The organism is Lactiplantibacillus daowaiensis (genome assembly GCF_005405085.1).
GTDB classification, from domain to species: Bacteria; Bacillota; Bacilli; order Lactobacillales; family Lactobacillaceae; genus Lactiplantibacillus; species Lactiplantibacillus daowaiensis.
On sequence record NZ_BJDJ01000004.1, the window covers coordinates 36,436 to 54,066 of the forward strand.

17 protein-coding genes are annotated in these 17,631 nt (G+C 43.2%); 2 read left to right on the forward strand and 15 right to left on the reverse strand.

Annotated features, from left to right (window positions below; translation table 11 throughout):
• Positions 1–100: 100 nt before the first annotated feature.
• From pepT to FFM75_RS03815, 3 genes are read right to left on the reverse strand one after another with little or no spacing between them, the layout of a single operon-like run.
• Positions 101–1,342: a peptidase T gene (pepT, locus tag FFM75_RS03805; protein ID WP_137627870.1), complete on the reverse strand. Its 1,242-nt coding sequence runs from the start codon at positions 1,340–1,342 to the stop codon at positions 101–103.
• Positions 1,343–1,367: 25 nt separating this feature from the next.
• Positions 1,368–2,393: a Nif3-like dinuclear metal center hexameric protein gene (locus tag FFM75_RS03810; RefSeq protein ID WP_137627871.1), complete on the reverse strand. Its 1,026-nt coding sequence runs from the start codon at positions 2,391–2,393 to the stop codon at positions 1,368–1,370.
• A complete protein-coding gene (locus FFM75_RS03815; RefSeq protein WP_137627872.1) occupies positions 2,380–3,087 on the reverse strand; it encodes a tRNA (adenine(22)-N(1))-methyltransferase in 708 nt (235 codons plus the stop codon). The genes FFM75_RS03810 and FFM75_RS03815 overlap by 14 nt, the downstream gene beginning before the upstream one ends.
• A gap of 245 nt (positions 3,088–3,332) precedes the next feature.
• On the opposite strand from FFM75_RS03815, the gene FFM75_RS03820 reads away from it, so the two are divergent.
• Positions 3,333–4,529 carry an O-antigen ligase family protein gene (locus tag FFM75_RS03820; protein ID WP_137627873.1) on the forward strand — a complete coding sequence of 399 codons (1,197 nt, stop codon included), beginning with the start codon at positions 3,333–3,335 and terminating at the stop codon, positions 4,527–4,529.
• Between the two features lie 72 nt (positions 4,530–4,601).
• Here the strand turns inward: FFM75_RS03820 and rpoD are convergent, their stop codons facing one another.
• The 11 genes from rpoD to rpsU all read right to left on the reverse strand — a co-directional run bounded on the left by rpoD (position 4,602) and on the right by rpsU (position 15,621).
• On the reverse strand, positions 4,602–5,702 hold the full coding sequence (rpoD, locus tag FFM75_RS03825; protein ID WP_137627874.1) for an RNA polymerase sigma factor RpoD: 1,101 nt from the start codon (positions 5,700–5,702) through the stop codon (positions 4,602–4,604).
• Positions 5,703–5,715: 13 nt separating this feature from the next.
• Positions 5,716–7,602: a DNA primase gene (gene dnaG, locus FFM75_RS03830; RefSeq protein WP_137627875.1), complete on the reverse strand. Its 1,887-nt coding sequence runs from the start codon at positions 7,600–7,602 to the stop codon at positions 5,716–5,718.
• Between the two features lie 261 nt (positions 7,603–7,863).
• The gene (gene glyS, locus FFM75_RS03835) at positions 7,864–9,948 is read right to left on the reverse strand and encodes a glycine--tRNA ligase subunit beta (protein WP_137627876.1); all 2,085 of its coding nucleotides are present in this window, start codon (positions 9,946–9,948) and stop codon (positions 7,864–7,866) included.
• A complete protein-coding gene (gene glyQ, locus FFM75_RS03840; protein ID WP_137627877.1) occupies positions 9,948–10,847 on the reverse strand; it encodes a glycine--tRNA ligase subunit alpha in 900 nt (299 codons plus the stop codon). Before glyQ ends, glyS begins: the two co-directional genes overlap by 1 nt.
• Positions 10,848–11,125: 278 nt before the next feature.
• Entirely contained in the window at positions 11,126–11,929 is an 804-nt protein-coding gene (gene recO / locus FFM75_RS03845) for a DNA repair protein RecO (protein ID WP_137627971.1), read from the reverse strand.
• 29 nt (positions 11,930–11,958) lie between these two features.
• Positions 11,959–12,867 carry a GTPase Era gene (gene era, locus FFM75_RS03850; protein ID WP_137627878.1) on the reverse strand — a complete coding sequence of 303 codons (909 nt, stop codon included), beginning with the start codon at positions 12,865–12,867 and terminating at the stop codon, positions 11,959–11,961.
• Between the two features lie 16 nt (positions 12,868–12,883).
• On the reverse strand, positions 12,884–13,294 hold the full coding sequence (locus FFM75_RS03855; RefSeq protein ID WP_137627972.1) for a diacylglycerol kinase family protein: 411 nt from the start codon (positions 13,292–13,294) through the stop codon (positions 12,884–12,886).
• Positions 13,278–13,757: an rRNA maturation RNase YbeY gene (gene ybeY, locus FFM75_RS03860; protein ID WP_137627879.1), complete on the reverse strand. Its 480-nt coding sequence runs from the start codon at positions 13,755–13,757 to the stop codon at positions 13,278–13,280. Before ybeY ends, FFM75_RS03855 begins: the two co-directional genes overlap by 17 nt.
• A gap of 12 nt (positions 13,758–13,769) precedes the next feature.
• Positions 13,770–14,747, reverse strand: a complete 978-nt coding sequence (locus FFM75_RS03865; RefSeq protein WP_137627880.1) for a PhoH family protein — start codon at positions 14,745–14,747, stop codon at positions 13,770–13,772.
• Between the two features lie 197 nt (positions 14,748–14,944).
• On the reverse strand, positions 14,945–15,388 hold the full coding sequence (locus tag FFM75_RS03870) for a GatB/YqeY domain-containing protein (RefSeq protein WP_137627881.1): 444 nt from the start codon (positions 15,386–15,388) through the stop codon (positions 14,945–14,947).
• Positions 15,389–15,432: 44 nt separating this feature from the next.
• Entirely contained in the window at positions 15,433–15,621 is a 189-nt protein-coding gene (rpsU, locus tag FFM75_RS03875) for a 30S ribosomal protein S21 (RefSeq protein ID WP_003638914.1), read from the reverse strand.
• Positions 15,622–15,852: 231 nt separating this feature from the next.
• Here rpsU and FFM75_RS03880 point away from each other — a divergent pair, with 231 nt between their 5' ends.
• Positions 15,853–16,671, forward strand: a complete 819-nt coding sequence (locus tag FFM75_RS03880) for a pyruvate, water dikinase regulatory protein (protein WP_137627882.1) — start codon at positions 15,853–15,855, stop codon at positions 16,669–16,671.
• Between the two features lie 63 nt (positions 16,672–16,734).
• On the opposite strand, the gene FFM75_RS03885 is transcribed toward FFM75_RS03880, so the two are convergent.
• On the reverse strand, positions 16,735–17,631 hold the full coding sequence (locus tag FFM75_RS03885; RefSeq protein ID WP_137627883.1) for a deoxyribonuclease IV: 897 nt from the start codon (positions 17,629–17,631) through the stop codon (positions 16,735–16,737).

Genomic DNA, 17,631 nt, shown 5'->3' on the forward strand with positions numbered 1-17,631 from the left:
TCCTCAAAAATGGTAGCAAAAAGGCAGCTTCGTCAGCTGCCAAATTTAGTTTGACCTTTATTGACCATTACATTATATAACGAATCGACGGTCTTGCCTATTATTTTGCTTCTTTGAGATTATCCGCCACAATTTGAAGCACTACGTCAACGGCGCGAGCCATCACTTGTTCGGAAACAAATTCAAATCGGCCGTGCATGTTTTCACCACCAGCAAACAAGTTCGGTGTTGGTAAGCCCATAAATGAGATTTTAGAGCCATCAGTCCCACCACGAACTGGGAAGATTTTTGGTTCAATATCTAATTCATGCATCGCTTGTTTAGCCAATTCCACAACAGTCATGTCTTTTTCGATCACTTCACGCATGTTGTAATATTGATCTTTCATGTCAACATGGACCCGTTCAACGTCGTAGCGCGCATTGATGGCATCAGCGGCCGCTTGGAACGTCTTTTTACGGTCTTCAAACTTCGCACGATCATGGTCACGAATGATATAAACTAACTTCGCATTGTCGACCGTCCCATTCAAGCTTAATAAGTGATAGAAGCCTTCGCGACCACTCGTTTCGGCTGGATTTTCGTGTGCTGGTAAGGCACTTTGGAATTCAACGGCTAATTGCAATGCGTTAACCATCACCCCAGTAGCTTCACCTGGATGCACATCAACCCCAGCGACCGTTACCACAGCTTGGGCCGCATTGAAGGTTTCATATTCCAATTCACCTAATGGACCACCATCAACGGTATACGCCCAATCCGCACCAAAAGCTGGCACGTTGAAGTGATCAGCCCCCGTCCCGATTTCTTCATCTGGACCAAAGGCCAAGCGAATCTTGCCGTGTTTGATTTCTGGATGAGCTAATAAGTATTCGGCCGCACTAATAATTTCAGCGACCCCAGATTTATCATCGGCACCTAATAATGTGTTCCCGTCAGTCGTAATCAATGTATGACCGGCATAGTTTTTTAGATTACCGAAGACCTTAGGATCAAGTTCATAGCCACTTTGACCAAGTTTGATAATCGATTGACCATCATAGTTTTCTACGATTTGTGGCTGAATATTTTCGCTATTAAAATCAGCGGTATCAATATGTGAAATGAACCCTAATGTTTTCACATCCGCATCAGTATTCGCTGGTACCGTCGCAAAGACGTAAGCACTTTGTTCATCTTGTTCAACATCGCTTAACCCTAAGGCCGTTAATTTAGTCATTAATTGGGTTAAAAACGCGGTTTCGCGTGGTGATGATGGAATCGTGGTCGAACTTTCATCCGAACGACTATTAATCTTTACAAAACTCAAAAAGTCAGAAATTAAATGTGGGTATTTTGCCATGTCAATCATCCTCCAAAATATGGTTTTAAATAAAGGTAAATGGATCTGTATTAAGTTGTGACGCTACCACTTTTAATGGCCAATCTTCGGCCACTTGCCACTGTTTAAACAATTGCGTCAAGTGGGGTTTACAAATACTTTCAATATGATGACCAGGGTCAATTACTGATAACCCTGACGCTAGCATATCATGGCCAGTATGGTAGTAAACATCACCAGTCACGTAGACTTGGGCGCCTTTTTGTAAGGCGTCATGATAAAACTTACCACCGTCACCACCTAATACTGCGACCCGCTGGATCAATTGATCGGGATGCTGACTCACAAGCCGCAAGCCATCAACGTGAAACACGCGTTTACATTCGGCTGCAAAGTCTTGCACCGTCATTGGTTTTGCTAAGTCGCCGATACGGCCCATACTATATTGATGGCCACCAGTTAGTAACGGCATGACTTGGTAATCCCAAGCATCACTCCCAATGAGCGTCTTAATTTCAGCAAGTGCCCCACTCAGGTTAGCTTGCAACAAGTCAACACTAAACTGGGCACCCGAATTAAAGGCATACCGATCGACTGTTGCCTGATGACGCTTAGTTAAACATTCTTGTACCCGTTCCGATTGGGCAGCTGGCACGGTCACCGTCAAGCGCACAGCTGGTTCTCGATAACCAGGCACTAACCCGGTCACCTGTTGCAAGCGCAACGCTTGGGCGAGCCAATCATTCATGCCACCATCCGCACAATCCAAGTTTGTATGTGCGGCATACACTAGGATATGATGGGCAGCAATCTTGCCATACATGGCCTTTTGTGGATCTTGATAGTCTAAATTATCAGCGGGGCGAAACATCACGGGATGATGGGCAAAAATCATATCCGCGCCCACCGCAATGGCTTCGTCGACAACTTCTGGGCGCACATCTAATGTCACTAAAACTTTATGGATTTCTTGATTAGGATCACCAATCTGTAACCCTGTTGGATCATGGTGCCACTTCAACTTCAATGGTGCAAATTCTTCAAATCGAGCAATTAACTCACTTGCCAGCATCTTCCAAGACTCCCTTGATTAACGCAATTTTGGCTTGGGCCGCATCTAAATGGGCGGTTGGTGCGACTTTCGCTTGCTGCATTTGTTGGACCGCCGCTTGGGCCCGTTGTAATTCATGTTGCCACTTTTCGACAAAGACCGGTGACTTTTCTGCTAATAAATATGGACCAAACAATAATTCAGCGGCTGAATAGGTTACCGCCGTTGTCGTCCGGTCAGCCACTAAAACTTCATACGTATGCCCATCTTCGGCCAAGATTCGTTCGGCCACCAATTTAAATTGATGCGTCATCAACCAATCGCGAACCGTTTCGGCACCAACATTTGGTTGTAAGACCAACCGTTTAACACCGATCAACTGAGCCTCACCGGTCGCTAAAATATGACGAATCAATGGACCACCCATCCCAGCAATCGTGATCGTATCGATCTGATCAGCTGGTTGAATCGCCGCTAACCCATCGGCCAAACGTGTCTGAACGATCGTAGTTAAGGCTAATTTTTTAATTTCATGTTGGGCATTTTCAAATGGGCCTTTAACGACCTCGCCCGCCACTGCATAACTGATTTGGTGATTTAACGCTAAATTCGCCGGTAAATAGGCGTGATCCGAGCCAATATCGGCCACCCGGGCTCCCGCAGGCACAAAGGCGCCCACCGTTGCTAATCGTTTTGATAAATGTTTGGCATCCACCGACATAACCCCTTTTTAAATTAAATTAAGTAACTGGTTTCATTTTACCATGTTGCGAAACTGATTAACCGTTCAAAACCGTTTATTTTTAAATTAACAACTGGAAAGTGTTAGTTGCTAAGTCAACTAAATCATAAGTTCTGGTGAAGAAAGCTAAGTTTTGCTTAAGAACTCCAGGCCGGTGACAAAAACATGGCATAATGGACAGATGACTTTAAAAATTAGAGAGAAAGCTTGCGTTAAACATGTTAAAAAAACACGAGTTAACGGCTGATCAATTTTTACTTGGCTTAAAACTCCTCGCCATTTTGCCACCCATCGGCATTGGGTGGCTCGTGTACTTAAGCCGCTGGCAATGGCTCAAACTATTTCGCCACCCCAAATCGATCTGGCATGACCAAGTCTTATGTTTCATCTTATTGTTACTGGGGATTACCGTTTTAAACTTCAATCGCCATGACTATCACAGTGACATCTTATCTTGTTTAATGTTAATCGTATTAATGAACTTATGGCTGTTATGTCGTCGCTCGGCCCACCTGCTCACATTGGCTCAGATTCGACAATTTATTATTCAATTCGGCATCTACATCACCATTAGTGGCAATATCTTCCACTGGCTCAATCAATGGGTCAACCTGCCAACTTGGCTCAAGTTTTTAGCTGGTGACCTATTATGGGGCTATGCGGCTAATCAAGACCGGCTATTCGGTTCTGCCTATAATCCCAATGACGCCTGTTGCTTGCTCCTAATCGCACTCGGCCTATTCTTAGCTCAATTCGGTCACCAAACCAACGTCATCGGTTCATCACACCACCAACGCTACTTAGATTGGCTGACAACTAGCCTATTAATGATCGGCATCTATCAAACGCAATCGCGAACCGGGCTGATCTTAATGTTAGTATTGGTCATCGGCACCAGCTATCATTTAAATTGGCGTTACGGTGTCATGACCACCCTAAGCACTGCTTTAATGAGCGCCATCGCCTTGAATTTACTGCCCCGTAGTTATTCTTGGGGAACAGCTTGGTCGTCACGCTTAACGATTTGGCAAAACAGCCTCGCCTTATTTAAAAATGCCCCTTGGTTTGGCGTCACCTATTTCGGCTTTGCCAAACAATACCTCAAACTGACCGGCACCTATGTCCCACACGCCCATGATATTTTTATCATGCTACTGGCGTCATTTGGCATTTTAGGGGGACTGGGTTTTGTGGCTTTAATTGCCGCCAATGGCTGGCATCTGGCCAAGCGCTGGCAACAACATCAACCAATGCCTAACTTACGGTATTTTGGGATGACATTACCCATTATTTTAGCGTATGGGTTAACTGATTTCGTTTTATCTTCGATGCAAGTCTTAATTATCATTTTGCTACTGGTTGCCTATTGGCGCTACGAACAACGCCAGCGGACGACGTTACATTTAACCACCTAAAGCCTTAAATCGATCCAAAAAAAAGCCTGTGTGACCAGCTTCTAACTGATCACACAGGCTTTTTGACGATTGTTATTCTAAGAAATCTTTAAGTTGCTTACTCCGTGATGGGTGGCGCAACTTCCGTAAGGCTTTCGCTTCGATTTGACGAATCCGTTCCCGGGTTACCCCAAAGACTTTACCAACTTCTTCCAAAGTCCGGGTCCGACCATCATCTAAACCAAACCGTAACCGCAAGACGTTTTCTTCCCGATCAGTTAATGTATCGAGCACGCCTTCCAATTGTTCCTTCAATAATTCATAAGCCGCCGCATCGGCTGGTGACGTCGCATCTTGGTCTTCAATGAAGTCACCTAAATGTGAGTCATCTTCTTCACCGATTGGCGTTTCCAATGAAACTGGTTCTTGCGCAATCTTCAAGATTTCGCGAACCTTTTCCGTTGGCATATCCATTTCAGCCCCAATTTCTTCTGGTGTTGGTTCACGCCCTAAGTCTTGGAGTAATTGCCGTTGAATCCGAATCAACTTGTTAATCGTTTCAACCATGTGTACTGGAATCCGAATCGTCCGCGCTTGGTCCGCAATAGCCCGCGTAATCGCTTGCCGAATCCACCAAGTGGCGTACGTTGAGAACTTAAACCCTTTACGGTAATCAAACTTTTCAACGGCTTTCATCAAGCCCATGTTACCTTCTTGAATTAAGTCCAAGAATTGCATGCCCCGACCAACATACCGCTTCGCAATTGAAACCACCAACCGCAAGTTAGCTTCCGCCAACTCTTGTTTTGCAGTTTCGTCACCTTGTTCGATCCGCAAGGCCAATGCAACTTCTTCATCGGCAGTCAATAAGTCAACTCGACCGATTTCTTTCAAGTACATCCGCACTGGGTCATTGATCTTGATCCCAGTCGCAGAACCAGCATCTTTTAATTCCTTCTTGCTGACCGTCTTAACACTCTTAACGGCCCGTGAATCAGGATCACCGTTTTCATCAACGACACTGATACCGGCATCTTCAACCTTTTGTAGTAACTTGTCAATCCCGTTAGCATCCAATTTGTATGGTGCGGCGAGTTTATCTGATAATTCGTCATACTTAATGCTACCAGTTTTCTTGTAACTCTTAATTAAGGCTTTAACGGCCTTATCATAATCAGTTGTTGCTTTTGCCATGAAGAGTAGCCTCCTATAAGTTGTCAGCTTGTTTTACTTGCTGTTGTTGTCGATATAATTCAATTAGTTCCAACGTTAACCGTTGGACTAAATCTTGATTACCTAATTGTTTAGCAGCGGTTAATTCGGTCTTCTTACCATTAATTTGCTCAGCGACGGGATGTTGATTCATGATGACATTCACCAAATCCGCCACTTCTTCGGTTGACGTTTCACTGGCAATATCCATGAACTCTAAACTGGTCACCACTTGTTTTAAGTGCTCATCCGTCATAAAGTCCGTAAAGATCGCCAATTCAAACCGATTATGCGTATTAAAATAGGCCTCGGCATCCGCTAAAATATTTTGATATTGATCATGCACAAAATGAAAATCAGCCAACGCCATCACACGTAACCAAACATCGTGATCATGTAACAGTCGGTACAATAGCAGCCGTTCCGCCCGTTCGACCCGACTTAATGGCGCCGCGTTCATATTAGTCGGCGTGCCATCAATGCTTGGCGGTGGCGGGGTGAGCCCCGCCGCTTCTGGCGATAACCGTGGCGGTGCCGCTTGCGTCGGCTGGCGGTGAACCGTTTGTTGGCCCACCACTGACCGCAATTGTTGCCGCAAATCTGCCTTATCTAACCCGAATTCTTGGACCAATTGATTTAAATATAGGTCTTGTTCCACATTGGACGATAACCCGGCCAATTGTTTTAACACGGCCGCCAAATAAGTCAATTGATCCTGCGTATTTTGCAAATTTAAGTCATGCCGCAAATATTGCATTTCAAAGGCTGTTGGTGTTTGTTTGCCGTCATCAAAGACTTGCACAAACTTTTCAGTACCCGCAGCACGCAAATATTCATCCGGGTCCATCCCGTCTGGCATCTGAATCACACCGAGGTTTAAACGACTATTGTCACCTAACAACTTCAGTGCTCGATCCGTTGCCTTTTGTCCGGGCATATCACTATCATAACAAATATAAAGTTGGTCGGTCACCCGTTCCAACATGTAAATTTGCTCGTTAGTCAGACTGGTCCCCATTGAAGCGACCCCATTTTGGATACCGGCCCGATAAGCCGCAATCACATCCATGAAGCCTTCAAATAAAACCACACTTTTGCGTTGGCGAATCGCACCGCGTGCCAAGTCAAAGTTAAACAGCACTGAGCGTTTGTTGAATAATTTAGTTTCAGGACTATTTAGATATTTGGGTTCATCCGGTGACTTCGTTAAAATGCGACCGGAAAAAGCAATGACGCGACCACTGGCATCTTTAATCGGAAACAAGACGCGATCAACGAACCGATCTCGTAACTCGCCAGCTTGATTTTCAATAAATAATCCCGACTGTCGTAACAATTGGTAATCAGTCTTATGGGCTTTAAAGAAATCCAATAACAATTGGTTTTTAGGCGCATAACCAATTCCAAATGTTGCAATGGTTTGATCATCTAACCCACGTTCATGTAAATAAGCTAATGCCGATTCACCCAACTCGGTATTGACCAAAATATGTTGATACATCTTGGCGCTGTCAGCATAAAGATCCAACAAATCACTTTGCAATTGATCTTTAGGCTTCGCCGGTTGTGCTTGTGCCGTATAAGTTGCTGGTAAGTCAATATGGCCAAAATCAGCGACCTTGCTCACTGCTTCTGGGAAACTAAGATTTTCCAATTCCATAATGAAGGAAAAGACATTACCACCACGACCACAACTGAAACAGTGAAAAATTTGTTTTTGTTCATTAACTGAAAACGATGGCGTCCGTTCCTCATGGAAAGGACATAGCCCAAATAGGTTTTTACCAGCTTTTTTTAACTGGACATACTGGCCAATAAAGTCCGCGATATTGACTGCGGACCGGACTTGATCAACTTTTTCTTCTGGAATCAAATTGGCCACTTTGCCACCCCATTTCTCACGTCAATCGACTGACAAATCCACCAAAATTCGCTAAACATTCAAAAGCCGCATCACGAATACGAGATGCGACTATTAACGTGCGAATTTCTACAAAATATATCTTATCACAAGGTTGACAGGTGTGCAACAATAAGTTGCGATTATTAGACACTTTTGTCAAGTATGTCTTAATTTTTAACAAAAAAGAACAAGGTCACTTCGTAAAGAAGGACCTTGTTCTTGATTATACTACCGCCAAACTTATTTCACGACTAATTGGTTCAAATCACCCATGACCTTGACCATATCAGCAATAATTAAGAGTTGCTTCAAATGGTTGTCACGGACTTTTTCGTCCTTACTCATGACCATCGTTTGTTCAAAGTAATCCGCAATTAATGGCCGTAAGCCAGCTAAGGCTTTGAAACGGTCATCCATGCTCATCGTTGGTGTAATTTGTTGTTGCACTTGTTGCACGGCATCATATAGATGTTGTTCTGCATCGTTTTCAAACAAGCTTGGATCAACTTGTAAATCTGCAATATCGATATCTGCTTTGGCTGTAATCCGTAAGAGTCGGGTAAAGGCTTCAATCGTATCCTTGAATTCAGGATTGTTTTGCTGTGCGTTCAATACATCGGCAGCCTTGAACATTTCCCGGATATCTTGACGGCTCCCTCTAATGACCGTATCGACAATGTCATAGCGCAATTTTTGATTGCTGAACCATTGCTTGACCCGATCAGTTAAGAAATCTGCGACCGGTTTCGTTTGCTTGGCAAAGTCTAGGTCAAAGGTCGCATCATGAGCGACCAATTCAGCTTGGATATCCTTTTCGAAATCGCGAATTGGGAAGTCCCAACCTTGATTACGAATAATGCGGACCATCCCGAAGGCTTGACGCCGTAAAGCAAATGGATCATTTGAGCCACTAGGCGTTAAACCAACCGCAAAGAAACTCGTAATCGAATCAATCTTATCAGCTAACGCTAAGACTGCCCCGACCTTTGAAGCTGGTAAGTCGCCATCGGCACTGATTGGCATGTAATGTTCCCGAATCGCTTGGGCAACGGCTGGATCTTCACCCTTTAAGACGGCATACTTTTCACCCATGACCCCTTGGAGTTCTGGGAATTCGCCAACCATCCCGGTGACTAAGTCGAACTTGTAGATTTGGGCAGCGCGATGCAATTGATTCTTTTCAGTTTCGCTTAAGTTAAAGCGCTTGGCTAAAAAGTCACCAATATACATGACCCGTTGCATCTTCTCATACATCGTCCCGATCTTATCATGGAAGCTAACTTTCTTTAAGCGTTCCACATATTCTTGAATCGAATGTTGTTGGTCTTCATGATAGAAGAAAGCAGCATCTTCCAAACGAGCCGTTAAGACCTTTTGATTCCCTAACGCCACATTTTGTAAGTTTTCAGTATTACCGTTACGTACTGAAACAAAGTGTGGCAATAAGTTATCATCCGCATCAGTCACATAGAAAAAACGTTGATGATCACGCATTGAGGTAACCAACACTTCGTCTGGGATCGTCAAGTATTTCGTATCAAAGTCCCCAGCAAAGGCGGTTGGGTATTCAACTAAGTTATTAACTTCTTCCAACAAGTCTTCATTAACGACAATGTGCCAATCATGTTCTTGCGCTAAAGCCGCGATTTGATCGCGAATCTTCGCTTTTCGTTTAGCCGCATCGGCAATAACGAATTCCTTAGCCAAATCAGCTTCATAGTCAGCAGCAGTCGCGATTTCAACATCATGCCCTAAGAAACGATGGCCACGGCTCACCCGACCAGCTTCAACATCTAAGATTTGAATTGGGACGATTTCATCATCTAATAACGACACTAACCAACGAATTGGCCGAATATATTTGAAACTAAACGTTGACCACTTCATCATCGTTGGGAAGTTCATCTTAGTGATGACGTCTTTAATACCAGCAGCTAAAACAGCTTGGGCCGTTTTACCAGCCGTAAAAGTTTGGACAAAGACATAAGGAGTTCCTTTGATTTCTTTAAAGACGATATCATCGGTTGAGGCCCCTTGACCTTTAGAAAAACCAATCGCTGCCTTAGTCCAGTTACCATCAGCGTCTTGCGCGATTTTTTTAGCTGGGCCCCGAACTTCTTTTTTCACATCAGCTTGCTTATCAGCCAAGCCTTCGATTTGAACGGCTAACCGCCGTGGCGTTGAGAATAAGTTAATTTGGTCAAAATCCAAGCGTTCTTCTTGCAAGAACTTCGTCAACCGTTCTTTTAATTGCAAAATACTAGGAGTGACGACATGCGCCGGCATTTCTTCCAACCCGATTTCGAGTAAATAAGTTTTAGCCATTATTTCGCTTCCTCCTGTGCATGTTTGAGTAATGGGAAGCCCCGTTTTTCACGTTGTGCGACGAATTCTTTGGCAATTGATTTTGCCATATTCCGAATTCGGTCTAAGTAACCAGCCCGTTCAGTCACTGAGACCATCCCACGTGCATCCATCAAGTTAAAGGTATGACTACATTTCAAACAATAGTCATACGCTGGATGGACTAAACCATTTTCAATTTGTCGTTTGGCTTCTTTTTCATATTCATCAAACAACATTAACAATAAGTCTTCATTGCTATCTTCAAAGGCATACTTTGAATTTTCAAATTCAGGTTCCAAGAAGATATCACCGTACTTCACACCGTCGCCCCATTCAAGGTCAAAGACTGAGTTGACATCTTGAATATATGAGGATAAGCGTTCAAGGCCATACGTGATTTCAGACGTTACCGGATCAACTTCTAGACCACCGACTTGTTGGAAATAAGTGAATTGACTGATTTCCATCCCGTCTAACCAAACTTCCCAACCAACACCGGCACACCCCATGGATGGGTTTTCCCAGTTATCTTCAACGAAGCGAATATCATGTTCTAGTGGATTAATACCTAATTTTTGTAAACTTTGTAAGTATAAATCTTGGATATTTTCGGGTGATGGTTTCATCACGACTTGGAATTGATGATGTTGATATAACCGGTTAGGGTTTTCACCATAACGCCCATCAGCTGGCCGCCGTGATGGTTCAACGTAAGCCGCATTCCATGGTTCTGGTCCAATGGCCCGTAAGAAGGTATATGGACTCATCGTCCCGGCCCCTTTTTCCGTATCGTAAGATTGCATTAGCATACAACCTTGGTCTGACCAAAATTCTTGCAAGGTTAAGATAATCTCTTGCACTGATAACTTTTTGCTCATTTTCTTCCTCCCAAAAATTAGTGACTGAATCGGACAGCACGGCACAAAAAAAGTCCCCTGCCGTTACAACATAACGACATAGGGACGATTGATTTCGCGGTTCCACCCTACTTCTGAGAAAACCTCAGCAGCTTGATTAATTGTAAAAAGCTCCGAAAGCGCCAATCACTAGGTCACCTAACCATTTTCCACCACCATGGTCTCACTAAAGGGTTTGCCTAGTAACTCTCTCTCATCAATACTTAACTATTCAGTTCTTCATCATCATAGCTGACTGCCTAGGGTTTGTCAATGCCTGACTCTGGCGTCACATCAGTTGAACGGGGTTTTAACGGTTGATACCAACTCCCCATCTGATCAATGAAGCGTTTCGACTTTAAATGTAACCCCACCGAATTATCATAAATTTCATCTAAGATTCGGCGCAGTTGCGTTGCCGTCGTCGATTTAACGTTGATCGAATGGACCTTCGCTAAATCCAGCACTGAAAATTGACGCAAATAAAAGATAGCGGCCTGACTAGCATGCAATCGATGGGGATCAAGATGCCAATGTTGTTGGCACAATAACCCCCCATAGCTTTCCGAGTAATCAAACGGTAAATCTTGCCGACCACAAACCGCACACCACCGTAATTCCGGTGCCACACCGAATGCCCCTAACAATTGAATTTCAACAACGTTGGCCACTAGCGCCGGCGCTACGTGTTGATCAATTAATTGTAATGCACTCGTTATTTGTTGATACCAACTACCAACCGGCTGATTATCTGGATAGGCCACATCGATCAAATTCATGATGTACGTGGCATAAGCATTGAGTTCAATGTCTTGACTGATTTGTTCAAAATATTGAACTGACTTGGCACTGTTAATATAAGACAGCCCTTGATCACGTAAGTCACCAACATATTCGCCCATGGTAAACGGCAATAACTCAGCTGCCATTTTAAACCCTCGTTTGCGGGCGCCGCGAATGAAGAACATCTTCTTACCATATTCTGCTGTCAGGAACTTAATCAACATATCGCGTTCCCGATAATCACGCCGATACAATAAAATGCCATTAAAATTGGCAATCATTTGTTGGGCCATGCGATCACCTGACGCTTCTAGTAGTCATCTTGCCGGTAGCCGTAACTAGCCAACAAATTTTCTCGATCTTTCCAATTTTCTTGAACCTTGACCCAAAGCTCCAAATAAACTTTGTCACCCAAGAGATGTTCAATATCGCGCCGGGCTAACGACCCAATTTTCTTCAACATGCTACCACCTTTACCGATGATAATCCCTTTTTGTGAAGACCGTTCGATAATGATCGTCGCTTGAATATGAATTTTTTCTTCATCTTGACGTTTAATCGAATCAATGACGACTGCGGTTGAATGTGGCACTTCTTGGCGCGTCAATTCTAAAACTTTTTCACGAATCAATTCAGAAATAATGAATCGTTCCGGGTGATCCGTAATTTGGTCAGCGGGGTAATATTGTGGTCCTTCAGGTAATTTACCCTTCAGAGTCGTCAACAATTCATCAACGTTATTACCTTCCAAAGCGGAGATTGGATAAACATCCGCCCATGGTAGCGCATCCTTATATTGATCCATGATTTCTAACAGATGATCTGGATGAACCTGATCAATCTTATTAATGACCAAGTAAATCGGCTTCTTAACACTCTTCAAACGATCGATGATAAAGTTATCTCCAGCCCCACGCCGTTCATCGGCATTGATCATAAATAGGACTGCATCCACTTCACCTAAAGTTGAGAGCGCTGACTTCACCATAAAGTCGCCTAACCGACTGTGTGGCTTATGAATCCCCGGGGTATCGATAAAGACCATTTGAGTATCTCTAGTCGTATAAATCCCTTGAATTCGGTTCCGTGTCGTTTGTGCTTTATCTGACATGATGGCCACTTTTTGACCAACAATCCGGTTTAATAACGTTGATTTACCAACATTGGGCCGGCCGATAATCGCCACGAACCCTGAATGAAATGCTGTGTTTTCTGCCATGTAACTATCCTTTCTTTTACCAAGTTAAGACAATTTGCCAAATCTTGGGTACAAATAAAATTAAGCCAACTAAAACAGCAAAGCCGGCCGCAAAGACTACGGCACCGGCCGCAATATCTTTGACCTTTTTTGCTAAGGGATGGTAATGTGGTCCCGTCACCAAGTCGCAAATGTTCTCGGCAATGGTATTGTTGATTTCACATAACATCACTAAAAAGATTGCCAAACATAACCAAAGCCATTCTGACGTCGTTAATTGAAAATACCAACCTGCTAGTAGCGCCACGGCACCTAAGACCAAGTGCGTCTGCATATTACGTTCTTCTTTGACGACGGTCTTTAAGCCATTCCAAGCGTGTTGCCACGACTGCCAAAATGAATGATTCTTACCAACTTGAGGGTGTTTGGGCTTATTTTGCGAGTCCATAGTCATCTAAAATCTTCCTTTGCAACTGGAACATCGCTTTTTCATCCGCCGGCTGTAAGTGGTCGTAGCCGTTTAAATGTAAGAACCCGTGAACAACTAAATAACCAAGTTCACGTTCTCGCGAGTGCTGGAGAAATTGCGCCTGTTCGTCGACCTTATCAACCGAAATCATAATATCGCCTAAGTTCAAAGGCATTTCGGCGGCTAACTCATCATCCATCACGATTAAATCATCATCGTCATCATCGTGCATCGCAAAACTAATCACATCAGTTGGTCGATCAACGCCCCGATATTGTTCATTAATTTTTTGAATATCATCATTATTCATCAAAGTGACCGAAACTTCCGTATCGTCACGCAATTGTAATTCTTTACCAGCTAACACAATTAAATCACGAATTAATTGCAAATCACTCGCTTGCGCACCATCTTGGGTTTGGTCAAACAATTCTAAATCCATGCCAGCCTCCGTCTATCGTTGTTCCACGTCGTCATATGCGGTGATAATCTTCGCAACGACGGGATTTCTGACCACATCATCAGCAGTAAACTTCACAAACGAAATATTACTAATATGATCCAAAATGCGCTCCGCTTGAATTAACCCACTCGTCGTATTGCGTGGTAAGTCAATTTGCGAAATATCACCATTCACGATCATTTTAGCGCCAAAGCCCAGTCGGGTTAAGAACATCTTCATTTGTGCATTAGTCGTGTTTTGGGCTTCATCTAAGATGACGAAAGCATGATCTAACGTCCGACCACGCATATAAGCCAGTGGTGCAATTTCAATAACCCCGCGGTCCATTAACCGTTGCGTATGCTCCGCACCGTAGATGTCGTATAACGCGTCATAGATTGGTCGTAGATATGGATCAACCTTTTCTTTCAAATCCCCTGGTAAGAAGCCTAAGCTTTCACCAGCTTCAACCGCTGGCCGGGTTAAGATGATTTTCTCAACATCACCACGTTTTAGTGCGGCAATCGCCATAACAACCGCTAGATAAGTTTTCCCAGTCCCAGCTGGGCCAATGCCAAACGTAATATCACTTTTACCGACTGCTTGTACGTATTGACGTTGACCAAAGTTTTTGACCCGAATCGGACGCCCCCGATTATCTTTAATTAAGGTTTCTGCATATAAATCTTGAAAATAGTCTAAAGTGCCGCGATTGACCATCTTAATCGCACTAATCACATCCGGGGCACCAACTTGAATGCTTTGTTTAATTAAATGTGCTAGATTTTCTAACACTGCTTGGGTTTTATGAACGGCTGCTTCGTCGTCGCCACTAATCGTAATTTGATCACCAAATACGTGGAGACTAACGTGCAACCCGTCTTCTAACATCGCAATATACTGGTCTTCAGGGCCTAATAACGCCACTGATTGTGCCGGATCTGCGATTAAAAACTTCTGTTCATATTTTGAGTTTTCGGTCAAAAACATGGACTCCTTTATTAACAGATTTATGAAACATTACCAAAGTAATGTTCCCCACAAATAAGACGTTAAATAAATGCCATATTGTGGGTTTGATGTTAACTAATCATAGCATAAAAGCCCCGTCACGACCAGCTTAGCGACTGACTGGGACCGAGAATTAGTGTCAAAAAAAAACCAGGACAAAATGTCCTGGTTAACTGTTAATTCAATAATGATTTAACTGTTTGGTTGATCAGCTTGCCATCGGCTTGACCTTTCAACTTAGGCATTACAGCACCCATCACTTTACCGAAGTCACCTTTACCGGTTGCTCCGACTTGTTCAATCGTATCCGCTACGATCTGTTTAACTTCATCGTCAGACAGTTGTTTTGGTAAGTACTTTTCAACAATCGCAATTTCGGCTTTTACACCAGTTACTAAATCTTCCCGATTAGCGTTTTCGAATTCTGCTAATGATTCGCGCCGTTGTTTCAGTTCACGTGATACCACGCTCACTTCTTCTTCAGTCGTTAAATCATGCCCAGCATTGATCTTTTCATTCATCAAAGCTGACTTCAGCATCCGCACAACACTAAGGCTTTGCTTATCGCGTGCTTTCATCGCAGCTTTAAGATCACCATTGAGTGTATCAACTAAACTCATTGGTTACCCCTCCTTCATTTCAAGTGTCTTAGTTTAAAAACTAATTACTTGAAACGACGACGGTTCTTACGCTTACGAGCGGCTTCTGATTTTAACTTCTTCTTAACACTTGGTTTTTCGTAGAATTCCCGTTTGCGGTATTCTTGTAAAGTACCACTTTTTGAAACGGTACGTTTAAAGCGACGAAGAGCATCATCAAGAGATTCGTTTTTACGAACGACTGTTTTTGCCATATAAAATTCCCTCCCTCCGAGCTTAAAAAGTAACCGTCAAATTATGCATACTTACATAATACAACTGTTCTAGTAAATTATACATAAATAGAAAAACGGCGTCAACAAAAGTTTTGACTTAATTTAAATTATTCGCGCAAACACCCCTTTCACCATGAATAAATCGTTTTCATAACTAGGTCGCTATGCTACACTATAGTCACTATTGATACTGAAATGAGGTTGTCTAACATGCAAGCCATCAAAGTTTTTATCTTATCTGATTCAGTTGGTGAAACGGCCCATGCAGTTGCACAAGCTGGTGCCGCACAATTTGCCGACCTAGAAGTCACTTACCAACGCTTTCCTTTTGTCCGTACTGAATCCTTGTTACAAACGATTTTGTCGCAAGCGTTAAAAGCACATGCGACCATTTATCACACTTTCGTTGATCGCAAATTGAGTCAAACGGTCAATAATTTCTGTCGTGACAACGACTTACCTTATAATGATGTGATGACACCAACGTTAGACTTATTCTCCGGTATTACCCACAAACAACCGGCCAATAAACCTGGTAAGATGCATGACTTAAATACCAACTACTTTGATCGTATTAATGCGATTGAATTTGCGGTCACTTATGATGATGGTAAGAACCCCACTGGCTTTTTAGAAGCCGATGTCGTCTTACTCGGGGTATCACGAACCTCTAAGACCCCATTATCGTTGTACTTGGCTAATCGGAATCTCAAGGTGGCAAACTTGCCATTAGTCCCGAAAGCACAAATTCCTGATGAGATTTGGAAAGTTGATCCGAAAAAGATCTTCGGCTTAACTAACGATCCTGAAAAGCTCAACACCATTCGGCGCCAACGGATGATTCAATACGGTTTAGACCCAGATACAATGTACTCTAATACCGACGAAATCAAAGCTGAGTTGGACTATGCCAACGACATCTTCAAAAAGATCGGTTGTTTAGTTATTAACGTTGCCAACAAATCAATCGAAGAAACAGCCACTTTAATTACTGAAAGTTTAGGCTACAACGAACCTGCGCATCACTAAATTAGTCTCACATAAAAAGCCAGCTGATGAAATTCAACCTTTCATCAGCTGGCTTTTTATGGTTTACCGTTGTTGTTCAACATCTGCAACTAAATTGGGATTAAAGACGCCCGCTTTTAGCATGGCAATTTCAACCTTATACGGTGGTTGTTGATGTTTTTTATCTGGACCGATATACGGCGTTTCCAAAATTTTACTAATATCAGCTAATTGTGGATGATGGACGACATAATTCAAGGTATCAAACCCAATTGTGCCTAAACCAATATTCGTATGCCGATCCTTGTGAGCCCCTTGTGGATTTTTAGAATCGTTCAAGTGAATCACTTTTAAGCGGTCCAAACCAATCACATGATCAAATTCATTCAGGACACCATCAAAATCATTTTTAATATCATAACCCGCATCGCTAGTGTGACACGTGTCAAACGTGACTGATAACTTCTCATTATAAGTGACGCCATCAATCATGGCTGCAATTTCTTCAAATGTGCGTCCGACTTCAGTGCCTTTGCCGGCCATCGTTTCAATCGCAATCTGAATCGTTTGTGTTGGTTGAATAACCATATTCAACCCTTTAATAATTTGCGCAATCGCTGCATCGGCGCCCGCACCGACGTGAGCCCCCGGATGCAAAGTCAATTGTGTCGCACCTACGGCTTCAGCCCGTTGAATCTCATGCGCTAAGAAGTCGGTCGCAAATTCAAAGTAACCGGGTTTCGTGGTATTGCCTAAGTTCACAATATATGGCGCATGGACCACGATTTGTTGCAAATCATGGGCTTGCATCACCGCTTGCGCCGCCGGAATATTTAACTCATCAATCGGCTTACGCTTAGTATTTTGGGGCGCTCCGGTATAAACCATAAACGTATTGGCGCCATAGCTAACGGCTTCTTCAGCCGAGCCTAACAACATCTTGGGTGCTTTCATTGAAACGTGTGAACCTAACCGTAACAT

Coding starts and splice junctions, on each gene's coding strand:
- pepT (WP_137627870.1), bottom strand. CDS start 1,342: ATGGCAAAATACCCACATTTAATTTCTGACTTTTTGAGTTTTGTAAAG.
- FFM75_RS03810 (WP_137627871.1), bottom strand. CDS start 2,393: ATGCTGGCAAGTGAGTTAATTGCTCGATTTGAAGAATTTGCACCATTG.
- FFM75_RS03820 (WP_137627873.1), top strand. CDS start 3,333: ATGTTAAAAAAACACGAGTTAACGGCTGATCAATTTTTACTTGGCTTA.
- rpoD (WP_137627874.1), bottom strand. CDS start 5,702: ATGGCAAAAGCAACAACTGATTATGATAAGGCCGTTAAAGCCTTAATT.
- glyS (WP_137627876.1), bottom strand. CDS start 9,948: ATGGCTAAAACTTATTTACTCGAAATCGGGTTGGAAGAAATGCCGGCG.
- glyQ (WP_137627877.1), bottom strand. CDS start 10,847: ATGAGCAAAAAGTTATCAGTGCAAGAGATTATCTTAACCTTGCAAGAA.
- recO (WP_137627971.1), bottom strand. CDS start 11,929: ATGATTGCCAATTTTAATGGCATTTTATTGTATCGGCGTGATTATCGG.
- era (WP_137627878.1), bottom strand. CDS start 12,867: ATGGCAGAAAACACAGCATTTCATTCAGGGTTCGTGGCGATTATCGGC.
- FFM75_RS03855 (WP_137627972.1), bottom strand. CDS start 13,294: ATGGACTCGCAAAATAAGCCCAAACACCCTCAAGTTGGTAAGAATCAT.
- ybeY (WP_137627879.1), bottom strand. CDS start 13,757: ATGGATTTAGAATTGTTTGACCAAACCCAAGATGGTGCGCAAGCGAGT.
- FFM75_RS03865 (WP_137627880.1), bottom strand. CDS start 14,747: ATGTTTTTGACCGAAAACTCAAAATATGAACAGAAGTTTTTAATCGCA.
- FFM75_RS03870 (WP_137627881.1), bottom strand. CDS start 15,388: ATGAGTTTAGTTGATACACTCAATGGTGATCTTAAAGCTGCGATGAAA.
- rpsU (WP_003638914.1), bottom strand. CDS start 15,621: ATGGCAAAAACAGTCGTTCGTAAAAACGAATCTCTTGATGATGCTCTT.
- FFM75_RS03880 (WP_137627882.1), top strand. CDS start 15,853: ATGCAAGCCATCAAAGTTTTTATCTTATCTGATTCAGTTGGTGAAACG.
- FFM75_RS03885 (WP_137627883.1), bottom strand. CDS start 17,631: ATGTTACGGTTAGGTTCACACGTTTCAATGAAAGCACCCAAGATGTTG.